Below are 24,547 nucleotides of genomic sequence, written 5' to 3'. Positions count from 1 at the left end.
TTTCTCACCGTTTACTCTACTTTCCGGCGGAAATGGCCTTTGGTATATTCCTGTTCGGCCGGAACTGCGATTCCTTTACAGTACGTTCCAGCAAACGCAGCGGCGATTTCTTTTGTCTCCTCCAGTGTCTCGATGGTAAAATTCAGCCGCACCGCAGCCGGATGCATGGACCGGATCTCATCGGCTTCTTTTACCAGGCCGAGCGGAAGGCTGTTGTAGATCACACTGTAGCACGAGGTGCAGTAACTCTTCACTGGGAAGTATTTTCCCATCCGGTCTTTTAAGCGTACCAGAGAATAACTGTGATTGCAGCCGTTCAGGTTCTTCTGGACACACTGGGCGGAAACCATCATCGGAAGGTAGCCGTAGACCACCATTTCGCTGTTCGTATTGTCACGTTTTCCGATTTCCCGCTCGTTCAGCTCATACGGAACGGTATCACGCTGCACGCCCTGCTCCTGCCAGAATGCCTGCGCACGGCTGTTGTACGTGTAAACGCTGTAATCGAGCCGGATATCCTTTTCCATTCCCATCTCTTTCAAAAACGAAAAGCTTTCGAGATTACGGATCAGGAAACCGCCAAGACCGATCTCCTTCAGACAGCGGAACGTGTCGCGGTATTCCTTCAGATCGCCTTCACGCACAACGTGCGGCAGCATCAGATAAACCTGTTTTCCCAGTTCTTTCGCCTGCAGGATGCCTTTTTCCGCCTGCTCTTCGAAGATTTCCCGTTTGAAGCATCCCATGCCGGCGTAGATCGTCGTGATCTCCGGAATCTCGAGCAGTGCATTCCACTGGGCTCTCGTCTCGGCAGATGCGGTCAGCTCCATTTTCTTTTCTGCCCTGCTCTCCTGATCCGGTTTTCCAGATGCTTTTGCTTCCTGTTCCGGCTTTTCCGCTGCTTTTCTGCGGTATGGCTCTGTCATCTCTTTCACCAGCTGGTCCGAAACGCCTCTCCGCAGTTCGTTTAACGTCTGCATCGGCACGAAACAGTTGTCATCCATACAGACATCGAGTTCTTTGAAATAGAATGGTGTCTCGCCTGTCTTTTCCAGCTGTGTTTTTACACGTTCCTCGGTCAGCGGCTGCTTCTTTGCCGGTTCTACCATGCCCGCCTCTGCTGTTACGCTGTATTTTCCGCTTTCTGCACTTAAGAACGCCGGCTGGCCCGGATACAGGGTCAGAAAGCCGGAAATCGGCTCTTTTGCCTCAGTCTCGATATAATCTCTCTGGATCTCATAAAAGAGCTGCTCATTTCTGCGCTGTTTCTTTTTATTTTCCTGCTCTTTTTCGTTCTTCAGCGCCATCATATCGCGTCCGTTTCTTACGGTATAATAGCTTTTGTTGAAACCGTCACGGTTATACAGCTCATACAGCTTTTTCATGTCCTCCGGCAGAACGTGGAAACGGGACGGCTTTTTCTCGTACAGATCGAGGTATTTGCGGTAAATGCTGACAACGCCCGCTGTATACTCCGGCTTTTTCATTCTGCCTTCGATTTTGAGGGACATAATCCCGGATTTTACAATCTCCGGCAGCAGTTCTACCGTACACATATCCTTCGGGCTTAACGGATAGCGGTCGCCCGGCTCCCCCATGCGGTGGTTGTCTTTATCGTACGCTTCGTACGGCAGACGGCACGGCTGCGCGCATCTTCCGCGGTTTCCGCTTCTTCCGCCGATCAGGCTGGAAAAAAGGCACTGTCCCGAATAGCAGTAGCAGAGCGCCCCGTGGACGAAGCATTCAATTTCAAGGTTGGTCGTCCGGTGGATTTTCTGGATCTCCGCAAACGAAAGCTCACGGGCCGGTACCACACGCGTTGCGCCAAGGCTTTCCAGGAAACGCGCTCCCGCAGATCCTGTCACTGTCATCTGTGTGCTCGCATGAATGTCGAGATCCGGGAACCAGGAGCGGACCGCCTTTAAAACGCCCATATCCTGGACAATCACGGCATCCATTCCCTGCTCATAGTACGGACGCAGATACGGATACAGTTTCTCTTCCAGTTCCTCCTCTTTTAAGAGGGTGTTGACCGTCAGATACAGTTTCCGGTTCCGCAGATGGACGTAATCGATGGCTGAGAGAATCTCCTGCTCATCCAGATTTTTTGCATACGCTCTTGCGCCGAATGCGGCTCCGCCGAGATAGACGGCATCCGCACCGGCGGAAACCGCTGCTTTTAACGCTTCCATCGAACCGGCTGGTGCTAATAATTCTGTCTTCATCTTTATCTCCTAAAAACGGGCGATTACCTGTTCCGCAATCCCCCGTTTTTCCTTCTTTTACGCTTTTAATAAATCTTCCAGATCCTTATTTGCCTTATCAAGCTGCCGCTGCAGTTCTTCCATCTCGCCGCGCACATGTTCCAGCTCGATTCGTTTCTCTTCCAGCTCTTTTTTCAGATCGCCAGCCTGGATTTCCGCTGCAATCAGATCGTGCTTCATATCGTAGGTTTCCCGGTCTTTGGCTTCCATATCCTCTTCGAGGGTATCTACCTGGCTTTTTGCTTTGAAATAGTCGTCTGCAATGTTCAGTGCAAGCAGTGTGTGCTTCGTATCCACCGACAGGCGGTTGTATCCGGCTGACTGGGAAAGTTCGCTGATCTTCTGATTCAGATAAGCAGCTACTTTCTGCAGATATTCCGGGCTCTCATAGCCTCCCAGTGTGATAATTTTTCCATCTATTAAAACCTGTGTTGTATTTTTTACAGCCATTCTTTTGCTTTTCCTCCACTGAATTTAACCGGACCAAACTCCCGGCTAATATAACCTATCATATACCGAAAATGGAAGAAAAACAACCTTTTTCTGCAAAAAGCGACAGAAAATGAAAGATTCAGGGCTTTTACTCTTCGATCTTACGCGGTGCCTCCAGCCCCAGGTGGTGCCAGGCAAATTCCGTTGCCACTCTTCCGCGCGGAGTGCGGTTGATAAATCCGGATTTGATCAGAAACGGCTCGTAGACATCCTCGATGGTGCCGGCATCTTCTCCAATCGATGCTGCCAGGGTATCGAGTCCCACCGGACCGCCCTGGAACTTTTCCATAATGGTGGTAAGAAGCAGCCGGTCAGTCTGATCCAGTCCGTAACGGTCTACTTCCAGCAGATCGAGAGCAAACGATGCGACCTCTTTTGTGATTCTTCCATCGTATTTCACCTGGGCAAAGTCGCGGACACGCTTTAAAATCCGGTTTGCCAGGCGCGGTGTTCCCCTGGAACGGCGCGCCATCTCAAGCGCTCCCTGTGGATCCACCTCCACATTCAGTACTTTTGAGGAGTGCAGGATAATGTTGGCCAATTCTTCCTCCGTGTAAAATTCCAGATGGTGGATGACACCGAACCGGTCGCGGAGCGGAGCAGTCAAAAGACCTGCACGCGTTGTTGCGCCGACCAGCGTAAACTTCGGCAGATCCAGGCGGATCGAGCGCGCCGAAGAGCCTTTTCCGATCATGATATCAATCGCAAAATCCTCCATCGCTGGGTAAAGAACCTCCTCGACCTGGCGGTTCAGGCGGTGGATCTCATCAACAAACAGGACGTCGCCCTCCTGCAGATTGTTGAGGATCGCTGCCATCTCACCCGGTTTTTCGATCGCCGGGCCGCTCGTTACCTTCATATGGGTTCCCATCTCATTTGCAATGATGCCCGCCAGCGTTGTTTTTCCAAGTCCCGGAGGGCCGTAAAACAGCACATGATCGAGAACATCACTTCGCTGTTTTGCTGCTTCAATATATACTTTCAGGTTCTTTTTCGTCTTTTCCTGTCCGATGTAGTCGTCCAGGTGCTGGGGACGGAGCGAACCTTCGATTTTCACGTCCTCCTCGAGAACGTCAGTTGTGATAATTCTTCTTTCCATCGTTATAAGGTTTCCTTCTTCCACAATTTAGGACCATCTGCTAAAACATATGCTTCAATGCCGCTTTCAGCACAGCCTCGCTGTCCATGCCTTCGGTGATTTCGACTTTCTTTACTGCCTGCAGTGCTTCCGTTCCGGAGTAGCCAAGCGCAGTCAGCGCCTGTACCGCATCCTGGAAGGCATCCGGTTCGCCTGCCTGCCGTACCGCCGCAGCCGCCTGATTTCCTGCCAGCTTCTGCTCGAACGCTTCCTGCAGGTCGAATTTGTCTTTTAATTCCAGAATCAGCTTCTGCGCGGTCTTCTTTCCGATGCCCGGTGTTTTGGCAATCGCCTGGACATCTTCCGAGAGGACGGCAAAGCGCAGATTGTCTGCAGTAAGCGTGGACAGCACCGCAAGCGCCGCTTTTGGTCCGATGCCGCTTACGCCGATCAGCATACGGTATATTTCAAGATCTTCACGGGACAGAAAGCCGAATAGGGAAATTCCGTCTTCCCGCACACTCATATGGGTATATATCTTTAACTCTTCTCCCTCCCGGATGCCTGCGTCGAACATACTCGCTGGAATATTCAGCTCATAGCCGATTCCATGGCTTTCGAGAATCATTTTTCCTTCCGAAAGAGAATCTACAGTTCCTTTGATAAATGCAATCATGTTTTTCCTCCAAAGCGCCGTTTTCTTTTTTCGAAAGCGAACGCACATTCTATTATAGCAGAACTTTTCTCATCACGCAACGATTAGTCGCTGTCTTTCTTGCATGTCAGATTTTTTCGTCTTATAATATCTTTAGATTCAAAAAAGTTTTTCAAAGGAGACAAAAAACCTTATGCAGATCATAGATTCTACCCCCGCTGCTCTCTCTGCCAATCTTCAGATGTATCTGAGAAACGGCGATGTCTTTTTCGATATTGAGACGACCGGCCTTTCCTGGCGTACCTCGCATCTCTATCTGATTGGTGCCCTGTTCTTTGACCCGGCCGCGGATGCTTTCACACTGCGCCAGTGGTTTCTTGATCGACCGACCGAAGAAAAAGAGATGCTTGTCTCTTTTTTCACGTTTCTTTCCGACGTGAAGCAGCTGGTGCATTTTAATGGAACGACATTTGATCTTCCTTACCTCACACACAAAGCACTGTTTTATCAGATGGAAGATCCGCTTTCGTCAATCGCATCCCTGGATCTTTATCAGGCACTCCGCCCGTTTCAGTCAATCCTGGGACTTTCTTCAATGAAACAGAAAAATATGGAACAGTATCTCTCATTCCCACGGAAGGATCAGCTTAACGGAAAACAGTTGATTTCTGTTTACCACGACTATCTTCAGACACTGGATGAAAAGAAACTGGAACTGCTTTTCCTTCACAATTATGAGGATGTCCTCGGCATGGGTTCTGTTCTGGAACTGCTCTCGCTTCCTGCCCTGTTTCACGGCGATTTTTCTGTCCAGTCGTGTCGTTTTACCGGACAGACACTGGAAGTTTCACTGCAGCCCGAGCGGGAAGTTCCGGTTTTCCTCTCCCGTGTCTGCGCGGATGGTTCTCTTACAGCCTTTGGTTCACGGGTTTCTCTCTCCCTGCAGACGCATACGGCGGAGCTGAAATATTTCTTCCCGGACTATAAGAATTACTATTATCTTCCGCTGGAGGATCAGGCTGTTCACAAGAGCGTTGGCGCGTTTGTCGATCCGGAACACCGTCAGAAAGCAAAGGCTGCCAACTGCTATCAGCGGCGGACCGGTACATTTCTTCCGCAGCAGAAAGAGTTTTTCACCCCGGCCTTCCGCGAGAATTTCAAAAGCCGCCCTTACTATTTTGAGTGGTCCGATGCCTTTTTTTCGCAGGAAGATCTCCTGAAAGAGTATCTCTGCTCCGAGCTTCAGCTCTTTTTCAAAGACGATAGCAAAACCAGAAAATAAAACAGCCGTACACGTTTTTGCATGCACGGCCGTTTTTCCGGGACTGTCCTTTCCAAGCAGTCCTTTATTTTTTCTCTTCTGCCTTTTTTTCTTCCTTTTTCAGAGAAGCATGATGCGTTCCCTGCAGATGCGGATAGGCGCGCAGATAACGTTTCGTTGTCAGGCGCATCAGCCAGTTGGTCGGAAGCTGCGGTTTTGTCATCTGGTCAAAGCGCTCCAGCAGCTCTTTAAGATCCGGCATCTTATCACTGCGCACATCAAATCCAAGTGCCGCAAACCGTTCTTTCTGCTCTGCTCCGAACTCGGTCAGGCGTTCCTTCTGCTCTGCTCCGAACTCTATCAGGCGGTTCTTCGACTCGGAAAGCGGATTTCTTCTTCCCTCGGCTTCTTTCCGCTCCTTCTCCAGCTTCTGCATCTGCTCCATTGCCTCAGACAGTGTCTGGCGCTTCTCGGCCAGATATTCTTTCATCTTATCTCTGGAATACTCTGCACGATACTGCTGTACTTTCGCATTCATCTCCTCGGCAAGCTGGTTAAAGCGGGATTTCTGCAGATATTTCAGAAATTCTCCCCACGTTTTCTCCAGACTGCGCATCTTCTGTCCCAGCTGGAATGCTGCGGCTGCGGAAAATCCAAAATCTACCAGATAGCAGACGGTAACAACGGAAACAATGATCTCTCCTGTAGTATCCGAAACAAGATTCACTACTTTCACGGCAATCGGCTGCAGAATATAGAACAGCCCCAGTGTAAAGAATCCCCAGGCAATCGAACTGCTGAGGCAGATCTTTCCCTGAAAATTAAACTTCTGATTGCTGTAGTCCCACCAGTGCGCATGAAAAATGGTCTCCATCAGCACGCCGGTTACATATTCCAGAACCGTCGCTACAATGACACCTCCGAAATACAGTGCCCAGACGTTCGCTTCAAACGGGCGCAGGATCAAGTATACCATAACAGCGCCGGTGCCGTACAGTGTCAGCAGCGGACCATTGACAAAACCACGGTTGACCAGTTTTTTCTGCCGGATCGATACATAGGAACTCTCCCAGATCCATCCGCAGAAGCTGTACAGCCAGAACCATGCTAGAACGTGGTACAGATCCACACCCAGAATCTTCATCTCCCACATAAACTTTCATCCCCTTTTTCTTTTCTGGTGCTAAAAACAGGATGATAAGAAAATACCGCAGGCAACAGGTTTCCTGTCTGTTCAGGAAACCCGGTTGTCTACGGCATTCTAATCATCCAACTGCAGCACCTGCAAGTTAAATTATTCTTACTCTTCTACTGGCTCTTCGTTTTCCAGAGCTTTCATGCTCAGAGAGATTTTTTTGTCTTCCTCGTTGAAATCAACTACTTTTGCAGTGATTTCCTGTCCGATTTTCAGTGCATCAGACGGTTTCTCAACATGCTCTCTGGAAATCTGGGAAACATGAAGCAGAGCATCTACGCCCGGCTCAAGCTCAACGAATGCACCAAAGTCAGTCATACGGGCAACACAGCCTTCTACTACATTGCCTACAGCGTATTTATCAGCAGCGTTCAGCCACGGATTCTCTTCCGGGAATTTTAAGGAAAGAGCGATCTTGTCGCCGTTGATGTCTTTGATCAGAACTTTTACAGTCTCACCAACTTTGAATACTTTTTTCGGGTTCTCTACGCGGCCCCAGGACATCTCAGAGATGTGAAGCAGTCCGTCAGCTCCGCCCAGATCGATGAATGCGCCGAAATCGGTAACATTCTTAACAGTTCCCTCTACAACATCGCCAACTGCGATGCGTGCGAACAGTTCTTCCTGCAGTTTCTTCTTCTCAGCAACGATGAGCTGTTTGCGGTCACCGATGATGCGTCTTCTTCTCGGGTTGAACTCGGTAATAACGAATTCAATTTCCTGATCTGCATATTTAGACAGATCTTTTTCATATACATCAGATACAAGGCTGGCCGGAATGAATACTCTGGTCTCCTCAACAACTACGGATAATCCTCCGTTCAGTACCTGTGTTACTTTTGCTTTCAGAACTTCATGATTCTCGAATGCTTCCTCGAGTCTCTTGTTGCCTTTTTCAGCAGCAAGTCTCTTGTAAGTAAGAAGGACCTGTCCCTCTCCATCATTTACTTTCAGAACTTTGACTTCCATTTTGTCACCTGGCTGTGCAACGGTGTGAAGATTGATGGAAGAATCGTTGGAATATTCGTTTTTGGTAAGAATACCATCGGCTTTGTATCCGATATTCAGGATAATCTGATCGTCTTTGACATCGATTACAGTACCCTCAACGACTTCTCCGTTTCTGATTGTTTTAAATGATTCATCCAGCATTTGTTCAAAACTCATTTCTGACATTTTTTGAACCTCCTCAATTATTTTATTCGGGGTGGATGCCCCAGCTGTAATACCTACGCGACCAAATGATTGAAAAGGCTTAGATTCCAAATCAACGAGTGTCTCTATAAAGTAAGTATTTTTACATTCTTCTTTACATATCTCATACAGCTTTTGCGTGTTTGAACTATGTCTGCCTCCCACGACAAACATGGCATCAACCTTCCTGGCAATTGCTCTCGCTTCCGTCTGTCTTTCCTCGGTAGCGTTGCAGATAGTCTTTAAAACAGTACTATCATAACTCTTTTTCAAAAAAATTTCAACTAAATCTTTAAATTTGTTGTAATTAAATGTCGTCTGTGCCACAATAGATATTGGTTTTCCATTTTCGGGCACAAAACTTTCCGCTTCTTCGGCGGTATGCATCACGGTAACCGGACCGCTCGCCCATCCCATGATGCCCTGTACCTCCGGATGATCCGCGCTTCCGATGATGACGACGTGGCGGCCTTTTCTGCCCTCCTCGTCCACAATCCGGTGGATCTTCTTGACAAACGGGCACGTCGCATCTACAATCTTCATGCCGCGCGCTTCGATCTTTTCACAGACATCCCGCGACACGCCATGCGACCTGATCACAACGGTTCCGCCGGAAAGCCCCTCTAGTTCATCTTCCGAATGGATCACCTGCACGCCGCGGTTTTCGAGATCCTCCACAACCTGTTCGTTGTGAATAATCGGCCCGAAGGTGTAGACCGGCTTTTCACCGCTCTCAATTTCACGGTATACCGTATCGACCGCCCGTTTGACGCCGAAGCAGAAGCCTGCACTTTTTGCAACAGTTACTTCCATCTGTTTTTCTTCTCCTCTTTTCTCTGCCGCGTTTACATGCGCTCGCGGGCAAGGCTTAAGATCTTTTCCACAACCTCATCGATCGTCATTTCAGAGCTGTCAACGAGTACGGCGTCTTCTGCCTGTACCAGCGGGGAATGCTCTCTGTGCATGTCCTGATAATCACGCTCATTGATATCTTCCTCGATTTTCGCAAGATCGGCTGTCTGTCCCTTTTCGGTCAGCTCTTTCCAGCGGCGCAGTGCGCGGACATGGGCACTTGCTGTCAGATAGACTTTCAACGGTGCGTTCGGCAGAACGGCAGTTCCGATATCGCGGCCGTCCATCACAAGATCCGTATTCTCCGCCATCTCCTGCTGCAGCTCCACGAGTTTTTTCCGTACTTCCAGATAGGCGCTTGTCGCGGATGCCATCTTTCCAGCCTCCTCGGTGCGCAGTCTTCCGGTGACATTGACGCCGTTTAAATAAACCTGCTGCTCTCCGTTTTCGTAGGAAATGGAAATTTTCACATCTTTGCAGGCTGCCTCAATTTTTTCCTGCTCTTCCGGTGCAATGCCAAGATCTGAAAAATAGATGCCCATGGCACGGTACATTGCTCCTGTATCAACGTAGACAAACGAAAGCTCCTTTGCCACACGTTTTGCGATTGTACTTTTGCCAGCGCCTGCCGGTCCGTCAATTGCAAGATTAAATCTCATCTTCTCTCTTCCTCCTGAAAATTCTAAAATCTGTGATCCATATTTTATTCCTGTTCTTCCTTTGCCCGGATCTCTTCGGCTGCAGCGTGGGCACTTGCCCAGGCAATCTGCAGATTGAAGCCGCCGGTCAGTGCATCGAGATCGAGCACTTCTCCTACGAAGTACAGACCTTCTTTTTTCTTTGCCTCCATCGTGCCCGGACGGATCTCTTTCACGGAAACACCACCCTGTGTGATAATTGCTTCACGGAAACCCCGTGTTCCGGTTACTGTAAACGGGAAATGCGTGATCAGCTCTTCAAAGTGCTGACGCTCCGCTTTCGATACGGCATTGACCTGTTTGTACGGGTCGATCCCGCCAAGAGAGAGCATCACCGGAAGCAGTTTCGCCGGGAACAGACTGTTGATCACGTTGCGGAACTGTTTGTTCCGGTTTTCCTCAAATTCACGCAGGATCCGCGCATCCAGCTGTTCTTCCGTGAGTGCCGGCTTCAGGTTCAGATATCCTTTCAGCGGCTGCTGTTCCAGTGCTTTTCCGATGTAGGAGCTCGCAGAAAGCCCCAGCGGGCCGGAAATTCCGAAATGTGTAAACAGCATCTCGCCGAATCCATCGAACAGCGTCTTTTTGCCGTTTTTAATCGTCATCGTCACATTTTTCAGGGAGAGTCCCTGCAGCTCACGGATGTACGCTTCCTCTGTTTCCAGCGGCACCAGCGCCGGGCGGAGCGGAGTGACGGCAAGTCCTGCCTTTTCTGCGAAACGGTAGCCGTCTCCATCCGACCCCGTCGTCTGGTACGACATACCGCCGGTTGCGACAACGACATCATTGTAAAAAAGCTCTTTCCCGTTTTCCAGGCGGATTCCTTTCACGCGGTCTCCTTCGAAAAGAAGCTCTTTTACTTTTGTATTCTTATGCACCTGCACATTTTTCCGTTTCAGTTCCGTCTCCAGCGCGCGGATAATATCCGAGGAGTGATCTGACTCCGGGAAGACACGGTTTCCGCGCTCCACTTTTAAGCGGACACCTGCCGCTTCGAAAAACTCCTGCACCTGGGCGCTGTCAAAGCTGTAGGCGGAGCTGTACAGAAATTTCGGGTTTGTCACCACATTCGTGAAGAACTCTTCTGTCGGGCAGTCGTTTGTCACATTGCAGCGGCCCTTTCCTGTGATAAACAGCTTCTTTCCCAGCTTTTCATTTTTTTCATAGAGATGAATCTCTGTCTTTTCGCCGGCGGCAAGCACGGCGGTCATCATTCCGGCGGCGCCTCCGCCGATTACTGCTGCTTTTCTCATGCTTTCTCCTTTACCGGCAGAGCTGCCTTTTTTCCGCCCATGGGACGTGCATCGTCCAGCCCGTTGATTTCATCGTTGCTGTAAACCTGGTACTCATCCCACAGTTTTTCCATGCTCTCAAGTGTCTTTTTCACATCCGCCTGGCGTTTCATGCAGAGCGCCACGACAAGCGCATTGATTACACTCAAAGGGGCCACCAGAGAATCAACGATCGATGCCATATCGCTCTTGGCAATCAGCGTACAGGCTGCATAAACATTCATCGGTGAATGCACACTGTCTGTGATCGTAATCACCTTCGCTTTGCGGCTGTTCGCAAATTCCAGTGCCTTCATCGTACGCATCGAATACCGCGGGAAGCTGATGCCGATCACCACATCATCCTCCGTGATGCGGATCATCTGCTCGAAAATCTCGCTGGAACTGTTTGTCTGTACCTGGCGCACATCCGGGAAAATCATATGGAAATAGAACGCCAGAAAGCTCGCAAGCGGCGCGCAGCTCCGAATGCCGACAATGTAAATTGTCCGCGCAGAAAGAATCGTATCCGCAGCGCGCTCAAAGGCGCTCCGGTCCACTTCTTCCAGCGTCATCTTGATTTTTTCAATATCCGACTGCAGGACGGTCTCCAGAATTTCTCCCTGCGGCACGCGGCCATACGTAAACTGCATCCGCTGCACTGAATTCAGACGATTCATCACCATCTCCTCCAGTGCGCGCTGGAACTCCGGATATCCCGCGTAGCCAAGCTGCATCGCAAAGCGAACCGTTGTCGATTCGCTGACGCCGACCTGCTGTCCCAGGCGCGCTGCCGTCATCGATACGGCCTGGTCATAATGTGCCGTAATAAAATCTGCCAGCCTCTTCTGTCCTTTGCTCAACTTTCCGTAATTTTGATTCAGACGAATGAGGAGATTCTCGTTCGCTGCCTTCTGCTCTTCTGAAGAAGACTGTTCTTTTTCTTTTTTCATGTTATTTTCTTCCTGATTTGTTTTTCCGATCTGCAAATGCCGTTCGGCATCCACATTTTTTCTTTTGGGGGCATCCTGATTCTTTTTCGGACACACCTCGATCTTTTGAATTATAACACGAATAAATTACTGACGCAATGGCTGAAAAGCTGAAAAGGAAAGCCGGTGTTCTGCATTCCCTTTTTACGGGGAACACAGAACACCGGCTGATTTTTTTACTCAGATTTTATTTAGACCGGATATGCGCCGTCTTTTTTGTCAGCGGCTGCCGGATCTACTTTTGTCTGCTGCGCTTCACGATATTTGAAGAAGTCTACAGCTACCTGCGGGAACAGAGCGTAGGTTAATACATCCTCATCCTGCTGTTTCCACTGCTCGATCTCTTTCTCCAGTTTCGGAAGCTCCGGCTCAAGCAGGTCTGCGTAGCGGCAGGTGATCGGCTCGGTATCGCCGATGCATTTCTTCTGTACTTCCGGATTGAACGGTTTTACAGTTGCACCGTATTTTCCGGCAAGAACGTCTTTTGTCTCTTTCGTTACCATCTTGTAACGCTCGCCCATCAGGACATTGAATACAGCCTGGGTACCAACGATCTGGGAAGACGGAGTAACCAGCGGGCACTCGCCGAGGTCTTTTCTTACGCGCGGTACTTCTTCGAGTACATCGTAGTATTTGTCCTCTGCGTGCTGCTCTTTTAACTGGCTTGTCAGGTTGGAGAGCATACCGCCCGGTACCTGATACAGAAGAGTCTTGATATTTACGCCAAGGTTCTTCGGATTTAAGAGGCCTGTATCGAGCGCTTCGTCTCTCATCGGACGGAAGTAATCTGCGATCTCAGCCAGTTTGTTCTGATCCAGACCAGTATCGTATGGAGTGCCTTTGAAGGTTTCAACCATAACCTCAGTTGCCGGCTGTGAAGTACCCATAGCGAATGGAGACATTGCGGTATCGATGATATCAACACCAGCCTCTACTGCTTTCAGGTACGTCATGGATGCAACACCGGAAGTATAGTGGGTGTGCAGCTGAATCGGAAGATCGGTTGCTTCTTTCAGCGCGGTTACCAGCTCAGTTGCCTTGTACGGAACGAGCAGGCCTGCCATATCTTTAATACAGATGGAATCTGCACCCATCTCTTCGATTCTCTTTGCCATGGTGGTCCAGTAATCCAGGGTGTAAGCATCTCCTAAAGTATAGGAAAGTGCTACCTGTGCGTGGCCTTTTTCTTTGTTTGCTGCGCTGACAGCGGTCTGCAGGTTGCGCAGATCGTTCATACAGTCAAAAATACGGATGATGTCGATTCCGTTTGCAATGGATTTCTGTACGAAATACTCTACTACGTCGTCTGCGTACGGACGATATCCCAGGATATTCTGTCCACGGAACAGCATCTGCAGTTTTGTATTTTTGAATCCGTCACGGAGTTTTCTCAGTCTCATCCATGGATCTTCATGCAGAAAACGTAAGGAAGCATCGAAAGTTGCACCTCCCCAACACTCTACTGCGTGATATCCGACTTTATCCATTTTATCGATGATCGGAAGCATCTGTTCTGTTGTCATTCTCGTCGCGATCAGGGACTGATGTGCATCACGCAGAACAGTTTCCATAATCTTGACAGGTTTCTTTTCTACTGCCATTTCTATCCTCCTAAATGAAGTGTTTTTCACTTGTGTTTGTCTCAAGAAGTTATACACCAAAGATCGCCATGAAGGTACCGGCCGCTACGGCTGTACCGATAACACCGGCTACATTCGGTCCCATTGCATGCATCAGCAGGAAGTTCGTCGGATCTGCCTCCGCACCGACTTTCTGGGATACACGGGCTGCCATAGGTACCGCAGATACACCTGCAGAACCGATCAGCGGGTTGATTCTTCCGTGGGTTGCCTTGCACAGTACCTTTCCTAACAGGACACCGCCTGCGGTACCGAATACGAATGCGATCAGACCCAGGGCAACGATCTTTAAGGTGCTGACATTTAAGAATGCCTCAGCACTTGTGGATGCACCAACGGAAGTACCAAGAAGGATAACTACAATGTACATCATGGCATTGGAAGCTGTCTCCTGGAGCTGTTTTACAACGCCGCACTCACGGAACAGGTTACCAAGCATCAGCATACCTACCAGCGGAGCGGTAGATGGAAGGATCATGCAGACAACGATGGTGATAACAATCGGGAACAGGATCTTCTCGAGTTTGGATACGGAACGAAGCTGCTCCATTTTGATTTTACGCTCTTTCTCTGTAGTCAGAAGCTTCATGACCGGCGGCTGGATGATCGGCACCAGTGACATATAGGAATATGCTGCTACGGCGATCGGTCCCATCAGATGCTGCTGTCCGAGTTTATTCAGAAGGAAAATAGAAGTCGGGCCGTCGGCACCGCCGATGATGGAGATAGCAGCTGCCTCTCTTCCATTGAATCCCATGAAAATAGCGAAGAAGTATGCCAGATAGATACCAAGCTGTGCTGCTGCACCCATGATAAAGCTGATCGGGTTTGCAATCAGCGGACCGAAGTCTGTCATCGCACCTACACCCATGAAGATCAGGGACGGAAGGATACTCCACTCGTCCAGAGTAAAGAAATAGTAGAACAGACCGCCCGCATGCTCAAGACCCTGTACGTCGGTATAAGGCTCAGCCATGATGTCCGGGTAAATGTTTACAAGCAGCATACCGAATGCGATCGGTACAAGAAGCAACGGCTCAAATTCATGCTTAATCGCAAGATACAAGAAGAAGCAAGCCACTGCGATCATAACGTAATTGCCCCAGTCCAGATTAAAAAACGCCGTCTGGTGAAGCAGGTTGTTTAAAGTTTCAGTAATCATTTTTTCACCTCCGGTTTTTTCTTACAACGGGCATTAGTTCATGGTTGCAAGAACGTCACCGGATTCTACTGCATCGCCTACTGCTACATTGATGGTTGCTACTGTGCCATCCTGCGGTGCTACAACCGGGATTTCCATCTTCATGGCTTCCAGTACAAGAACAGCATCTCCTGCTTTTACAGCGGTGCCTGCTGCTGCTTCGATTTTGCAGATTTTACCAGGTACAGAAGCAGTAACCTCTACGCTGCCTGCTGCGCCTGCCGGAGCTGCTGCTTTCGGTGCTGCCGGTGCTGCTTTTGGTGCCGGAGCTGCTTTTGCTGCGCTGACAACTGGAGCTGCGCCTGCTGTGGTTCCTTCTTCTACAGTTACGTTATATACATTTCCGTTTACGGTAATGGTGTAGTTTTTCATTGAAAATTTCCTCCTTAAGCTCTTTTGCCTTTTCTGCGGATCGGACGTGCAACATAAGCATCTCCGGATGCAGAAGCCATATCTTCTTCATACATGGCGATTGCAGCTGTAATAACAGCCTGCAGCTCCATATCGTCTGCTTGCGGTGCTGTCTCTTCAACAACCGGTGCTGCGACAGCCTTCGGTGCTTCCTGTACAGGTGCTGCCGGTGCTTTTTTCTTCTTCTTGTCTCCCAAAATGTAATCAAACGAAGAAATAACGAAAATCAGGAAAATCAGCATAACAAATACGGTACCGATTCCGATGATGGTGTTCATGCCGGCCTGGCCGATCAGAACGCCCTTTGACTCCTCAACGGTGATGGTGAGGTCGGTCGGAACTGGTGTTCCGGTGCTGATGTTCCAGAATACGCGGACAATACCAGGATTTTTTTCAAATTCACCCGGAATTGTGCAGGTTACAAAATCTCCGTCTACTTCGAGAGTACCGTCTTCCAGGCTTTTTACCTCTCCGAGGTCAGCCTTTGCCTCTTCCCATGCCTCAGCTGCTCTTGCATAGAACTGCTGGTCGGAAGCTTCCATATTGGCAAGATCGTCATCGCTGTAGGTCATCAGGCTCTGTCCTACCCACTGAACACTGGAGGAGAGCAGAGAATCTACCGTAGATGCCTCAACCGGTGAATAAGCCGGTGTAGATGCCGCATCCGCAAAAACAGGAGCTACGGTCACAACCATGGTGCAGGCTGCGGTAAGGACGAGACTTACTAATTTTTTCCAGTTCTTTCTCATCGTATGCCACCTTCCTTAGACTGTTCCGTGTTTTCTGTCCGGTCTGTCTTCTCTCTTGGTATACAGCATCTCGAATGCGCCGATAACATATTTTCTGGTGTCTTCCGGCTCGATGATGGTGTCCACATAGCCTCTTCTGGCTGCGGAAGTTACATTGTTCTGAAGGGTTGCATATTCAGCTGCTTTCTCGTTGATGGTAGCAGCGTCAGATCCTTCGTACATGATCTTTGCCGCAGATTTTGCATCCATCATTCCGATTTCTGCGTTCGGCCATGCAAATACCATGTCTGCTCCGATGGATTTGCTGTTCATGACAACGTATGCGCTTCCGTATGCTTTGCCGACAACAACGTTTACTTTCGGAACGGTTGCGTTTGCGAAAGCTGCGGTCAGGGCTGCTGCGTTCTTAGCCATGGTTCTCTCAGAGCATTTGGTTGCCTTGAATCCGGTTACGTTTGTGATGGTAAGTACCGGGATGCAGAAAGCATCGCAGAAGTTTACGAAATCTGCTGCTTTTTTGGCTCCTCTTGCGCTTAAGGTTCCATCCATTTTTTCTTTTACGGTTCCGTCCTCGCCGTAGATTTCAGAGCGGTTTGCAACTGCTCCTACGGTTGCTCCGTTTAACTGGATGAATGCGGTTACAACATCTTTTCCGTAAGCGGCTTTGGTCTCAAAATAGATGCCGTTGTCGCTGAGCTGGGAAAGAAGGATTCCGGTATCGCCTGCGCAGTTTGCAAGGTCTGCACATGCACGGTTCAGATCATCCTCGCACTCGGTGTATGCTTCGTCCTCGTTGTTTGCCGGAAGCATAGATACCAGGTTTCTGATCTGTCCGAGGATTTCTTCCTCGGTTCCAGCAAAGTCAACAAGACCTGCTTCTTCGCCCTGGAAATCTGCGGATGCGGTATCACATTTGGATACGTGGTTTCCGTCCAGTGCGTTCGGGGAGTTTACGAAAAGTTTTCCGTTTTTAGACTCCATGAACGTGAAGTCTGTCATAGCCGGGATGAGTGCCATACCGCCGCCGCAGGTACCAAATACTGCTGTGATCTGTGGAATCACGCCGGATGCCATTGCCTGCGCCATATAGATTTCGCCGAAACCGTTCAGAGCATCAGTTGCCTCCTGCAGACGCATACCGGCACAGTCTACCAGTCCGATGACCGGAGCACCTGTTTTCTGTGCAAACTCATACAGTCTCGCGATTTTTTTTGCATGCATTTCGCCGATGGTACCGCCCATCACAGACGCATCCTGGCTGTATACGTATACCAGGCTGCCGTTGATCACACCGTAACCAGTAATTACACCATCGGATGGTGTCTCCATGCCGGCCATGTTGAAATCTGTGCTTCTGGCAGTAACCTGTCCGCCGATTTCCACAAAGCTGTTTTCATCCAGCAAAGAGGCGATTCTTGTGCTCGCTAAACTTTGTGCTGTGTTACTCATTCTTCAAACCTCCATCTTTCTATTTTCATTATAAAATTTTAAACAAATTTTATACAAGTCTATCATATCTGTTTTTTCGTTTTTTTTCAATACTTTTTCTCACCTTTTTGACAGAAAATAGACAGAAAAATTTCAGATTTTTCCTATTATAAATAGAAGGTCAAACTTGATTTTTCCCGGCCTTTCCTTTTTCAAAAAGTCCTGTTTTCTTTCCGCATCGTACAAAAAAGCCGCCCGGCGGCGGCTTTTCTTACACGTTTTTCCTTCGGTTTAATATAGTTCAATGTGAACCGGAATTCCATTCTCATACTGCATCGCCGGTTCGCCAAGAATCAGCGGACGAAGATACGCCATCATCTCCTCGGTCACATCATGACCATCTTCTGTAATCCAGGAAAGCGGCACTTTCTTTTCTTTATTTGCCACTTCCGATACCGGAACGGAGGTATACTCCACGCGGTAAGGATCCGCGGAGATTCTTCGGATCGATGCCATCTGTCCTCCCTGTTTTTCCAGTGCACACTGGCAGGCTTTCATGCCGAGCATACGGGACTCCTCAAGATCGGTCGCACTCGCAAGATGAGCCGCGCACCGCTGCATCAGGTTCAGTTCAATCGATCTTACCTTACAGCCGATACGGTCACGCACCAGCTCTTCGAGTACTTTTGCAGAACCTGCAATGTAGCTGTGCCCAAACTGATCCTGTGTATCGCTCTGCACCTGCTCAGAAACATAGCGGCCCTCGCTGTCATGGATGCCCTCGCTGATTGCAACCAGAACACTGTCCTTCTGTTCCAGTTTTTCCTGCACATCCTTTAAAAACTGTTCGGTGTCAAAGACCGGCTCGCAAAGATAGATCAGGCTCGGCCCTTCTCCGCCGTTGACACGGGACAGTGCAGACGCTGCCGTCAGCCATCCTGCGTTTCTTCCCATGACCTCCACGATGGTCACAGCCTTCTTTTCATATACATGGCAGTCTCTCTCCAGCTCTGCAAAGGTTGCTGCCAGATATTTTGCCGCAGATCCAAAGCCCGGGCAGTGATCCGTTTCGACAAGATCATTGTCAATCGTCTTTGGCGCCCCGACAACAAACACATCGTCCACACCGTTTTCTTTGCAGTACTTTGACATCTTGTCTACGGTATCCATCGAATCATTTCCGCCGATATAAATAAAATAACGGATCTCATGTCTGCGAAAAATTTGAAGTATTTCTTCAAAATCCTCCTTGTTTTCTTCCGGATCGCCCAGTTTATAACGACAGGAGCCAAGCGCTGCTGCGGGGGTCTGCATCAGAAGAGAGATTTTTTCTGCTGAATCCAGTTTTTTTCCAAGATCAAGAAATTTTTCTGCAAGCACGCCTTCAATTCCATTTACTGCACCATAAATATGATCTACTTTTCCAGACAGCACTGCGCAGGAGACAACTCCTGCCACCGTTGCATTGATTGCCGCGGTCGGGCCGCCAGACTGCGCTACTAACAGATTTCGCATATGATTTTCCTCCATCTATTCCCACTACTTTCTAAAAGTTTTTCACGAAATCACTTTCGCTTCGTCCTATAGCGTACCATATTTTTTTTCTTCCGTACACCCTGTTTTGCGTTTCCGGGAAAAGCCTGTAGACTTTCACAACGGATTGCAAAGTTTTTCGTTTTTTTCTTGCAGGATTGCCCTTAAAAAGCTATAATAGAAGCAATGTCCACGAAAAGGACGCAGAAAAATATACGTTTCATCAACAAAAAAACTGGAGGTTTTTTTCATGCAGACCAAGCAAGATGGCCGTCTCGGCACCGAAAAAATCGGGAAACTGATGCTCGAACTGGCCCTTCCCTCTGTCCTCGCACAGATTGTAAATGTACTATATAACATTGTAGACCGCATTTATATCGGCCGGATTCCTGATGTTGGTTCCCTGGCACTGACCGGTGTCGGCGTCACGTTTCCGATTATCACAATCATCTCCGCCTTTGCCGGATTCGCAAGTGGAGGCGGTGCTCCTCTTGCCGCCATCGCACTCGGACAGAAAAACCGGGACCGCGCAGAAAAAATTCTTGGAAGCTCCACTTCCCTGCTGCTCTTTTTCTCCGTGTGTCTGATGGCGTTTTTCTTTTTCTTTCAGACACCGCTTCTGTACCTCTTTGGTGCAAGCAGCAACACAATCCGATACGCTTCCACGTATATTTCCATTTATCTTGTCGGAACCGTATTTGTCGAGCTGGCTGTCGGATTGAATACTTTTATCAGCTGTCAGGGACACGCACGCACGGCCATGTGCTCCGTTCTCATTGGCGCTGTTATCAACATTGGTCTTGACCCGGTTTTCATCTTCGTTCTTCATATGGGTGTTTCCGGGGCCGCACTTGCTACCATTCTCTCCCAGGCTTTAAGTGCTGCATGGGTTCTTCGGTTTCTTACCTCAAAAAAATCAGGTGTCCGCCTTTCTCTTCGCACCATGAAACCGGATTTTTCCATTTTAGGCTCTGTCATGGCACTCGGCATCTCACCATTTATCATGTCTGCAACGGAAAGTGCCATCACAATCGTCATGAACCACGGGCTGCAGACGTACGGCGGCGACCTCTATGTCGGCTCGATGACAATTCTCCAGTCGGTGCTGCAGCTGATTTTCGTACCGGTCAACGGCTTTACGAACGGTGTACAGCCGATCATCAGCTACAACTTTGGTGCAGGCCAGTTTGACCGTGTCCGCCAGACAATCCGGCGCATGATCGCCATTACTTTTACTGCCGCTTTCGTCTACGTTGTATTCGCAATGCTTCGTCCGGCTCTTTTTGCCGGTCTTTTCACGACTGACCCGGAACTGATTGTCATCGTAGAGAAGGTACTTCCGGTTTACATTGCCGGCATGGCAATTTTCGGACTGCAGAGCGGCGTACAGAGTTCCTTCCTCGGTCTTGGCCAGGCGAAGATTTCTCTTTTTATTGCACTGCTTCGAAAAGTCATCCTTCTGATTCCGCTTGCACTCATTCTGCCGCATTTCTTCGGTGTCATGGGCGTTTACTATGCAGAACCGATCGCTGATGTATGTTCTGTTATCACTGCCGTTACGCTGTTTCTCTGCAATATCCGGAAAATTCTTTCAACGGAAACACTTGCAAAAGTAACTCATACCGAAGAGTGACAAAAGAGGCGCTCTGCGACCTTTTCCATGCACCACCCATAATCAATTTTCTCGATCGTTTCGGCTGCATAGACGGGATATTCCGCGAGAAGAATCCCGTCGATCGAATACGTAACCGAACCGACCTTTTCTCCTTTCTTTACCGGGGCTTTCAAAAGCTCCGGTAAAAAAATGTCTTTTTCCGGTATTTCTGTCTCTTTCAGAAGAGCGGGAAGCGAGCGCGCCGGATCAAGCGCCGGACTTGTAAGGGTAAGGCGGGCGCTGCTTTTTACCTGCAGCATCCCGTCGTAAACACCGTCTGCTACTTCAATCTGCCCTGGGTTCCAGCTATGGTCCAGCACGTCACGATACATATACGATTCCAGCCCGTAGTTTAAAAGCTTTGCGGCATCCGCCCATTTATAGTTTTTATGGCTGGGCCATCCGCATGCAAGCAACGACACAATCAGACGCTTTCCATCCCGCTCCAGCGCACCGGTATAACAGTAACCGGCTTTTGCCGTGAAGCCGGTTTTTCCCGAAACAGCTCCATCCATCTGATCCAGCAGTGCGTTGTGATTATAGCAGTTGAACATGTTTTTCTTTTCCAGATCCCAGAAGGTATAGGACCGCGTCTGCGTCACTGCGAGAAACTGGGCGGCTTTCGGTGAAATCCAGACACAGTATCGCATGATCCGTGCCAGATCAGCTGCTGTCGTGTGGTGATCTCCGCCTGCGTCAGAAGCATCGAGACCGTTCGGCGTCACAAAATGCGTATCCGTACAGCCGATTGCTGCGGCTTTTTCATTCATAAGCGATGCAAATTCCTCTACACTTCCGCCGATGGTCTCTGCAATCATTACCGCCGCGTCGTTATGCGATTCCAGCATCAGGGAATACAGAAGATCGCCAAGCAGAAACTGTTCTCCCTCCCGCACACCGAGATGTACTTTCGGCGCTGCGGCTGCTTTAGCCGATGCAGTTGCGACCGTCTGCTCTTGTCCGTTTTCCAGTGCCAGAATGCATGTCATGATTTTCGTTGTGCTCGCCATTGCCATAGGATCTGTCTCGCGTTTTCCGAACAGCACACGGCCGGTATCGCCATCCATCAGGCATGCCGCCGTTGCAAACAGCTGATTCGGCTCGCTCTCCTGCTCTGTCGCAGTCACGGACACACTTCCCAAAAACAGAAGCAGGATTCCCAGGAAAAAACCTGTCTTGTTTCTTCTTTTTCTGTTCAAAATCAGATCCCCCTTGTGTTTTTTCTCTTTAAAAATGGAAAAGCCGGACGCTCTTTTGGGACCGGCTTTTTGTCTGCTTCTTCTTCATTATATGAGGTTTCCTGCAAAATCATGGTAAAATTTCACAAAGTTATTGACACTGCGATCCATATCATGTATAATTCCCCGTGTTTGTATAGAATTACTAAACTTTTTGTTTATTTTTACTGAGATTTCCTGAGAATCCGTATTCAGCAAAAGGATCCCGGGAAAGACTTTGGATGCAGAAAGGATTTTTTATGGAAATCGGAAAAAAAATCAGGGAACTGCGGATGTGGAAAGGGCTGACGCAGGAGGAACTGGCAGATCGGAGCGAGCTGTCAAAGGGATTTATTTCCCAGCTTGAAAACGATGTGACCTCTCCCTCGATCGCCACGCTGGTTGATGTTCTTACCTGCCTTGGAACGGATCTAAAAACGTTTTTCGGCGAAGAGCAGGACAATCAGGTTGTCTTTTGCGAAGAAGATTACTTTGTAAAGACCGCTGAAGCGCAGGGCAACGAGATCGCATGGATCGTTCCGAATGCACAGAAAAACAGGATGGAGCCAATCCGGCTGACGCTGCAAAGCGGCGCGTGCACCGAGATTGATTCACCGCATGAAGGCGAGGAATTCGGCTATGTACTTTCCGGCCGTATTCTCCTTCATCTTGGAGATGAATGCCACAAAGTGAAGAAAGGGGAAAGCTTCTACTATCCCGCTTCCTGTAATCACTATCTGGAAAATCCGGGTAAAACACCGGCCATCATTCTCTGGGTCAGTTCACCGCCTTATTTTTAGATTTTTTACACCGCGTGATTTTCACGAGAAACGGTGTTCCAAATTTCACAACCCGAAAGGAGCATATTACACATGAGTACCAAATTACTTGATCTGGTCAACATCACAAAATCGTACGACGGAGTTACCATTCTGGATGATCTGAATCTTTATATCCGTGAAAACGAATTTCTTACCCTCCTTGGCCCGAGCGGCTGCGGAAAAACAACCACATTACGTATCCTCGGCGGTTTTGAGACACCGGATGCCGGAAAGGTTTTATTTAACGGACAGGATATCACCCAGCTTCCGCCGAACAAACGCCAGTTAAATACGGTGTTCCAGAAATATGCTCTTTTCACGCATATGACAATTGCGGAAAACATTGCTTTCGGGCTGAAAATCAAAGGAAAATCCAAAGCATATATCGATGACAAAATCAAATACGCATTAAAACTTGTTAACCTTGAGGGTTACGAAAACCGCTCCCCGGCGCTTCTCTCCGGCGGCCAGCAGCAGCGAATCGCCATTGCGCGCGCGATTGTCAACGAACCAAAAGTTCTGCTTCTGGATGAGCCGCTCGGCGCACTTGACTTAAAGCTCCGTCAGGATATGCAGTACGAGTTGATCCGTCTGAAAAACGAGCTTGGTATCACCTTTGTCTATGTCACCCATGATCAGGAAGAGGCGCTTACTATGTCGGACACGATTGTTGTCATGAACCAGGGTTATATCCAGCAGATCGGCACACCGGAAGACATCTACAATGAGCCGCAGAACGCATTCGTTGCAGACTTCATCGGTGACAGCAACATTCTCGACGGCATCATGATTGAGGACCGTCTCGTCGAGATTCTCGGTGCGAAGTTCGAGTGCGTTGATGTCGGATTCGGCAAAAACAAACCGATCGACGTTGTGATCCGCCCGGAGGATATTGATCTTGTGAAGCCGGAGGAAGGTACCATCCGCGGACGTGTCACCCATCTGATTTTCAAAGGTGTTCACTATGAGATGGAGGTTACGGTGAACGGCTTTGAGCTTCTCGTTCACTCTACCGATCTGTTCCCGGTCGGACAGGAAGTCGGCATTCACGTCGATCCGTTCGATATCCAGATTATGAACAAACCGGAATCCGAAGATGAGGAGGCGGCAGCCATTGAAGAGTAATAAATTAAAGAAATGGCTGGCAGCACCGTATGCCGTCTGGGCTGCCGGTTTCATCATCATCCCGCTGATCCTGATTCTCTACTATGCGTTCACCGGGGAAGAAGGCGGCTTTACCCTTTCGAATTTCGCCTACGTTGCGACGAAGGAAAACATCAAGGCACTCGGCCTGGCGCTGTGGCTGTCGCTTCTTAGCACCGCGCTCTGTCTTTTGCTTGCCTATCCGCTTGCCATGATTCTGGCAAACCGGAATGTCAATCAGACCAGCTTTATTGTGCTGATCTTCATTCTCCCGATGTGGATGAATTTTCTGCTCCGTACGCTTGCATGGCAGACACTGCTTGAGAAAAACGGCGTCATCAACAGCATCCTCGCGTTTTTCCATCTGCCCGGCATTTCTATCATCAATACACCGGGAGCGATCATTCTCGGTATGGTGTACAACTTCCTGCCGTTTATGGTTCTGCCGATCTACAATGTTCTGATTAAGATCGACCGTGATGTCATCAACGCAGCAAGGGACCTCGGAGCAAACAGTGTGCAGACGTTTCTGAAAGTAACGCTGCCGCTCACCACGCCGGGTATCGTAAGCGGTATTACCATGGTATTCATCCCGGCGCTTACAACCTTTGTTATTTCCGACCTGCTCGGCGGAAGCAAGATCCTTCTGATCGGAAACGTCATCGAGCAGGAGTTCAAACAGACCAACAACTGGAATGCCGGAAGTGCACTCTCCACAGTCCTGATGATTTTCATCATCCTGTCGATGGTTCTGATGAACAAATACGATAAAGACGGGGAGGGAACGGCATTTTGAGA

The 24,547-nt window shown here is 49.1% G+C and carries 21 protein-coding genes; 5 read left to right on the top strand and 16 right to left on the bottom strand.

What is annotated here, in order from left to right:
- Positions 1 to 11 precede the first annotated feature (11 nt).
- From DXB83_RS02600 to ruvA, 4 genes are all read right to left on the bottom strand, one after another.
- The gene (locus DXB83_RS02600) at positions 12 to 2,225 is read right to left on the bottom strand and encodes a U32 family peptidase (RefSeq protein WP_118640388.1); all 2,214 of its coding nucleotides are present in this window, start codon (positions 2,223 to 2,225) and stop codon (positions 12 to 14) included.
- A gap of 57 nt (positions 2,226 to 2,282) precedes the next feature.
- Positions 2,283 to 2,714, bottom strand: a complete 432-nt coding sequence (zapA, locus tag DXB83_RS02595; RefSeq protein ID WP_055226374.1) for a cell division protein ZapA — start codon at positions 2,712 to 2,714, stop codon at positions 2,283 to 2,285.
- Between the two features lie 130 nt (positions 2,715 to 2,844).
- Positions 2,845 to 3,855 carry a Holliday junction branch migration DNA helicase RuvB gene (gene ruvB, locus DXB83_RS02590; RefSeq protein WP_022461905.1) on the bottom strand — a complete coding sequence of 337 codons (1,011 nt, stop codon included), beginning with the start codon at positions 3,853 to 3,855 and terminating at the stop codon, positions 2,845 to 2,847.
- Between the two features lie 40 nt (positions 3,856 to 3,895).
- Positions 3,896 to 4,510: a Holliday junction branch migration protein RuvA gene (gene ruvA, locus DXB83_RS02585; protein ID WP_022461906.1), complete on the bottom strand. Its 615-nt coding sequence runs from the start codon at positions 4,508 to 4,510 to the stop codon at positions 3,896 to 3,898.
- A 172-nt stretch (positions 4,511 to 4,682) separates the two neighbouring features.
- Here ruvA and DXB83_RS02580 point away from each other — a divergent pair, with 172 nt between their 5' ends.
- Positions 4,683 to 5,771 (top strand): ribonuclease H-like domain-containing protein, encoded by a 1,089-nt coding sequence (locus DXB83_RS02580; protein WP_118697229.1) that lies wholly within the window; start codon positions 4,683 to 4,685, stop codon positions 5,769 to 5,771.
- A gap of 64 nt (positions 5,772 to 5,835) precedes the next feature.
- Here DXB83_RS02580 and DXB83_RS02575 read toward each other — a convergent pair whose 3' ends face one another.
- The 11 genes from DXB83_RS02575 to DXB83_RS02525 form a co-directional block, all read right to left on the bottom strand.
- Positions 5,836 to 6,903: a putative ABC transporter permease gene (locus DXB83_RS02575; RefSeq protein WP_118697228.1), complete on the bottom strand. Its 1,068-nt coding sequence runs from the start codon at positions 6,901 to 6,903 to the stop codon at positions 5,836 to 5,838.
- A gap of 147 nt (positions 6,904 to 7,050) precedes the next feature.
- The gene (locus DXB83_RS02570; protein WP_118697227.1) at positions 7,051 to 8,952 is read right to left on the bottom strand and encodes a bifunctional 4-hydroxy-3-methylbut-2-enyl diphosphate reductase/30S ribosomal protein S1; all 1,902 of its coding nucleotides are present in this window, start codon (positions 8,950 to 8,952) and stop codon (positions 7,051 to 7,053) included.
- Positions 8,953 to 8,984: 32 nt separating this feature from the next.
- On the bottom strand, positions 8,985 to 9,650 hold the full coding sequence (gene cmk / locus DXB83_RS02565) for a (d)CMP kinase (protein ID WP_022462337.1): 666 nt from the start codon (positions 9,648 to 9,650) through the stop codon (positions 8,985 to 8,987).
- A 44-nt stretch (positions 9,651 to 9,694) separates the two neighbouring features.
- Positions 9,695 to 10,942, bottom strand: coding sequence for an NAD(P)/FAD-dependent oxidoreductase (locus tag DXB83_RS02560; protein WP_117509003.1), 1,248 nt, complete (start codon positions 10,940 to 10,942; stop codon positions 9,695 to 9,697).
- A complete protein-coding gene (locus tag DXB83_RS02555) occupies positions 10,939 to 11,913 on the bottom strand; it encodes a MurR/RpiR family transcriptional regulator (RefSeq protein WP_117509159.1) in 975 nt (324 codons plus the stop codon). Before DXB83_RS02555 ends, DXB83_RS02560 begins: the two co-directional genes overlap by 4 nt.
- Before the next feature lie 230 nt (positions 11,914 to 12,143).
- A complete protein-coding gene (locus tag DXB83_RS02550) occupies positions 12,144 to 13,553 on the bottom strand; it encodes an oxaloacetate decarboxylase subunit alpha (protein ID WP_022462334.1) in 1,410 nt (469 codons plus the stop codon).
- A gap of 49 nt (positions 13,554 to 13,602) precedes the next feature.
- On the bottom strand, positions 13,603 to 14,754 hold the full coding sequence (locus DXB83_RS02545; protein ID WP_022462333.1) for a sodium ion-translocating decarboxylase subunit beta: 1,152 nt from the start codon (positions 14,752 to 14,754) through the stop codon (positions 13,603 to 13,605).
- 33 nt (positions 14,755 to 14,787) lie between these two features.
- A complete protein-coding gene (locus tag DXB83_RS02540) occupies positions 14,788 to 15,165 on the bottom strand; it encodes a biotin/lipoyl-containing protein (protein ID WP_117509004.1) in 378 nt (125 codons plus the stop codon).
- 14 nt (positions 15,166 to 15,179) lie between these two features.
- On the bottom strand, positions 15,180 to 15,953 hold the full coding sequence (locus DXB83_RS02535; protein ID WP_117509005.1) for an OadG family protein: 774 nt from the start codon (positions 15,951 to 15,953) through the stop codon (positions 15,180 to 15,182).
- A gap of 15 nt (positions 15,954 to 15,968) precedes the next feature.
- Positions 15,969 to 17,402 carry an acyl-CoA carboxylase subunit beta gene (locus DXB83_RS02530; RefSeq protein WP_022462330.1) on the bottom strand — a complete coding sequence of 478 codons (1,434 nt, stop codon included), beginning with the start codon at positions 17,400 to 17,402 and terminating at the stop codon, positions 15,969 to 15,971.
- Between the two features lie 270 nt (positions 17,403 to 17,672).
- Positions 17,673 to 18,896, bottom strand: coding sequence for a 6-phosphofructokinase (locus DXB83_RS02525; RefSeq protein WP_117509006.1), 1,224 nt, complete (start codon positions 18,894 to 18,896; stop codon positions 17,673 to 17,675).
- A 268-nt stretch (positions 18,897 to 19,164) separates the two neighbouring features.
- Between DXB83_RS02525 and DXB83_RS02520 the strand changes: the two genes are divergently transcribed.
- The gene (locus DXB83_RS02520) at positions 19,165 to 20,547 is read left to right on the top strand and encodes an MATE family efflux transporter (protein ID WP_055226390.1); all 1,383 of its coding nucleotides are present in this window, start codon (positions 19,165 to 19,167) and stop codon (positions 20,545 to 20,547) included.
- Here DXB83_RS02520 and DXB83_RS02515 read toward each other — a convergent pair.
- The gene (locus DXB83_RS02515) at positions 20,532 to 21,767 is read right to left on the bottom strand and encodes a D-alanyl-D-alanine carboxypeptidase family protein (protein WP_226906314.1); all 1,236 of its coding nucleotides are present in this window, start codon (positions 21,765 to 21,767) and stop codon (positions 20,532 to 20,534) included. The genes DXB83_RS02520 and DXB83_RS02515 overlap by 16 nt on opposite strands.
- 278 nt (positions 21,768 to 22,045) lie before the next feature.
- Here DXB83_RS02515 and DXB83_RS02510 point away from each other — a divergent pair, with 278 nt between their 5' ends.
- From DXB83_RS02510 to DXB83_RS02500, 3 genes are all read left to right on the top strand, one after another.
- Positions 22,046 to 22,585, top strand: coding sequence for a cupin domain-containing protein (locus DXB83_RS02510; protein WP_055226534.1), 540 nt, complete (start codon positions 22,046 to 22,048; stop codon positions 22,583 to 22,585).
- A 72-nt stretch (positions 22,586 to 22,657) separates the two neighbouring features.
- Complete coding sequence (locus DXB83_RS02505; RefSeq protein ID WP_117509007.1) at positions 22,658 to 23,731, top strand: ABC transporter ATP-binding protein; 1,074 nt, start codon at positions 22,658 to 22,660, stop codon at positions 23,729 to 23,731.
- Positions 23,703 to 24,545 carry an ABC transporter permease gene (locus DXB83_RS02500; protein WP_055218051.1) on the top strand — a complete coding sequence of 281 codons (843 nt, stop codon included), beginning with the start codon at positions 23,703 to 23,705 and terminating at the stop codon, positions 24,543 to 24,545. Before DXB83_RS02505 ends, DXB83_RS02500 begins: the two co-directional genes overlap by 29 nt.
- Positions 24,546 to 24,547: the final 2 nt, after the last annotated feature.

The sequence above is a fragment of the Blautia sp. OM06-15AC genome (genome assembly GCF_003481425.1).
GTDB classification, from domain to species: Bacteria; Bacillota; Clostridia; order Lachnospirales; family Lachnospiraceae; genus Fusicatenibacter; species Fusicatenibacter saccharivorans.
Note: the sequence above shows the minus strand (reverse complement) of the source record. Positions and strands in the feature narration are given on the sequence as shown.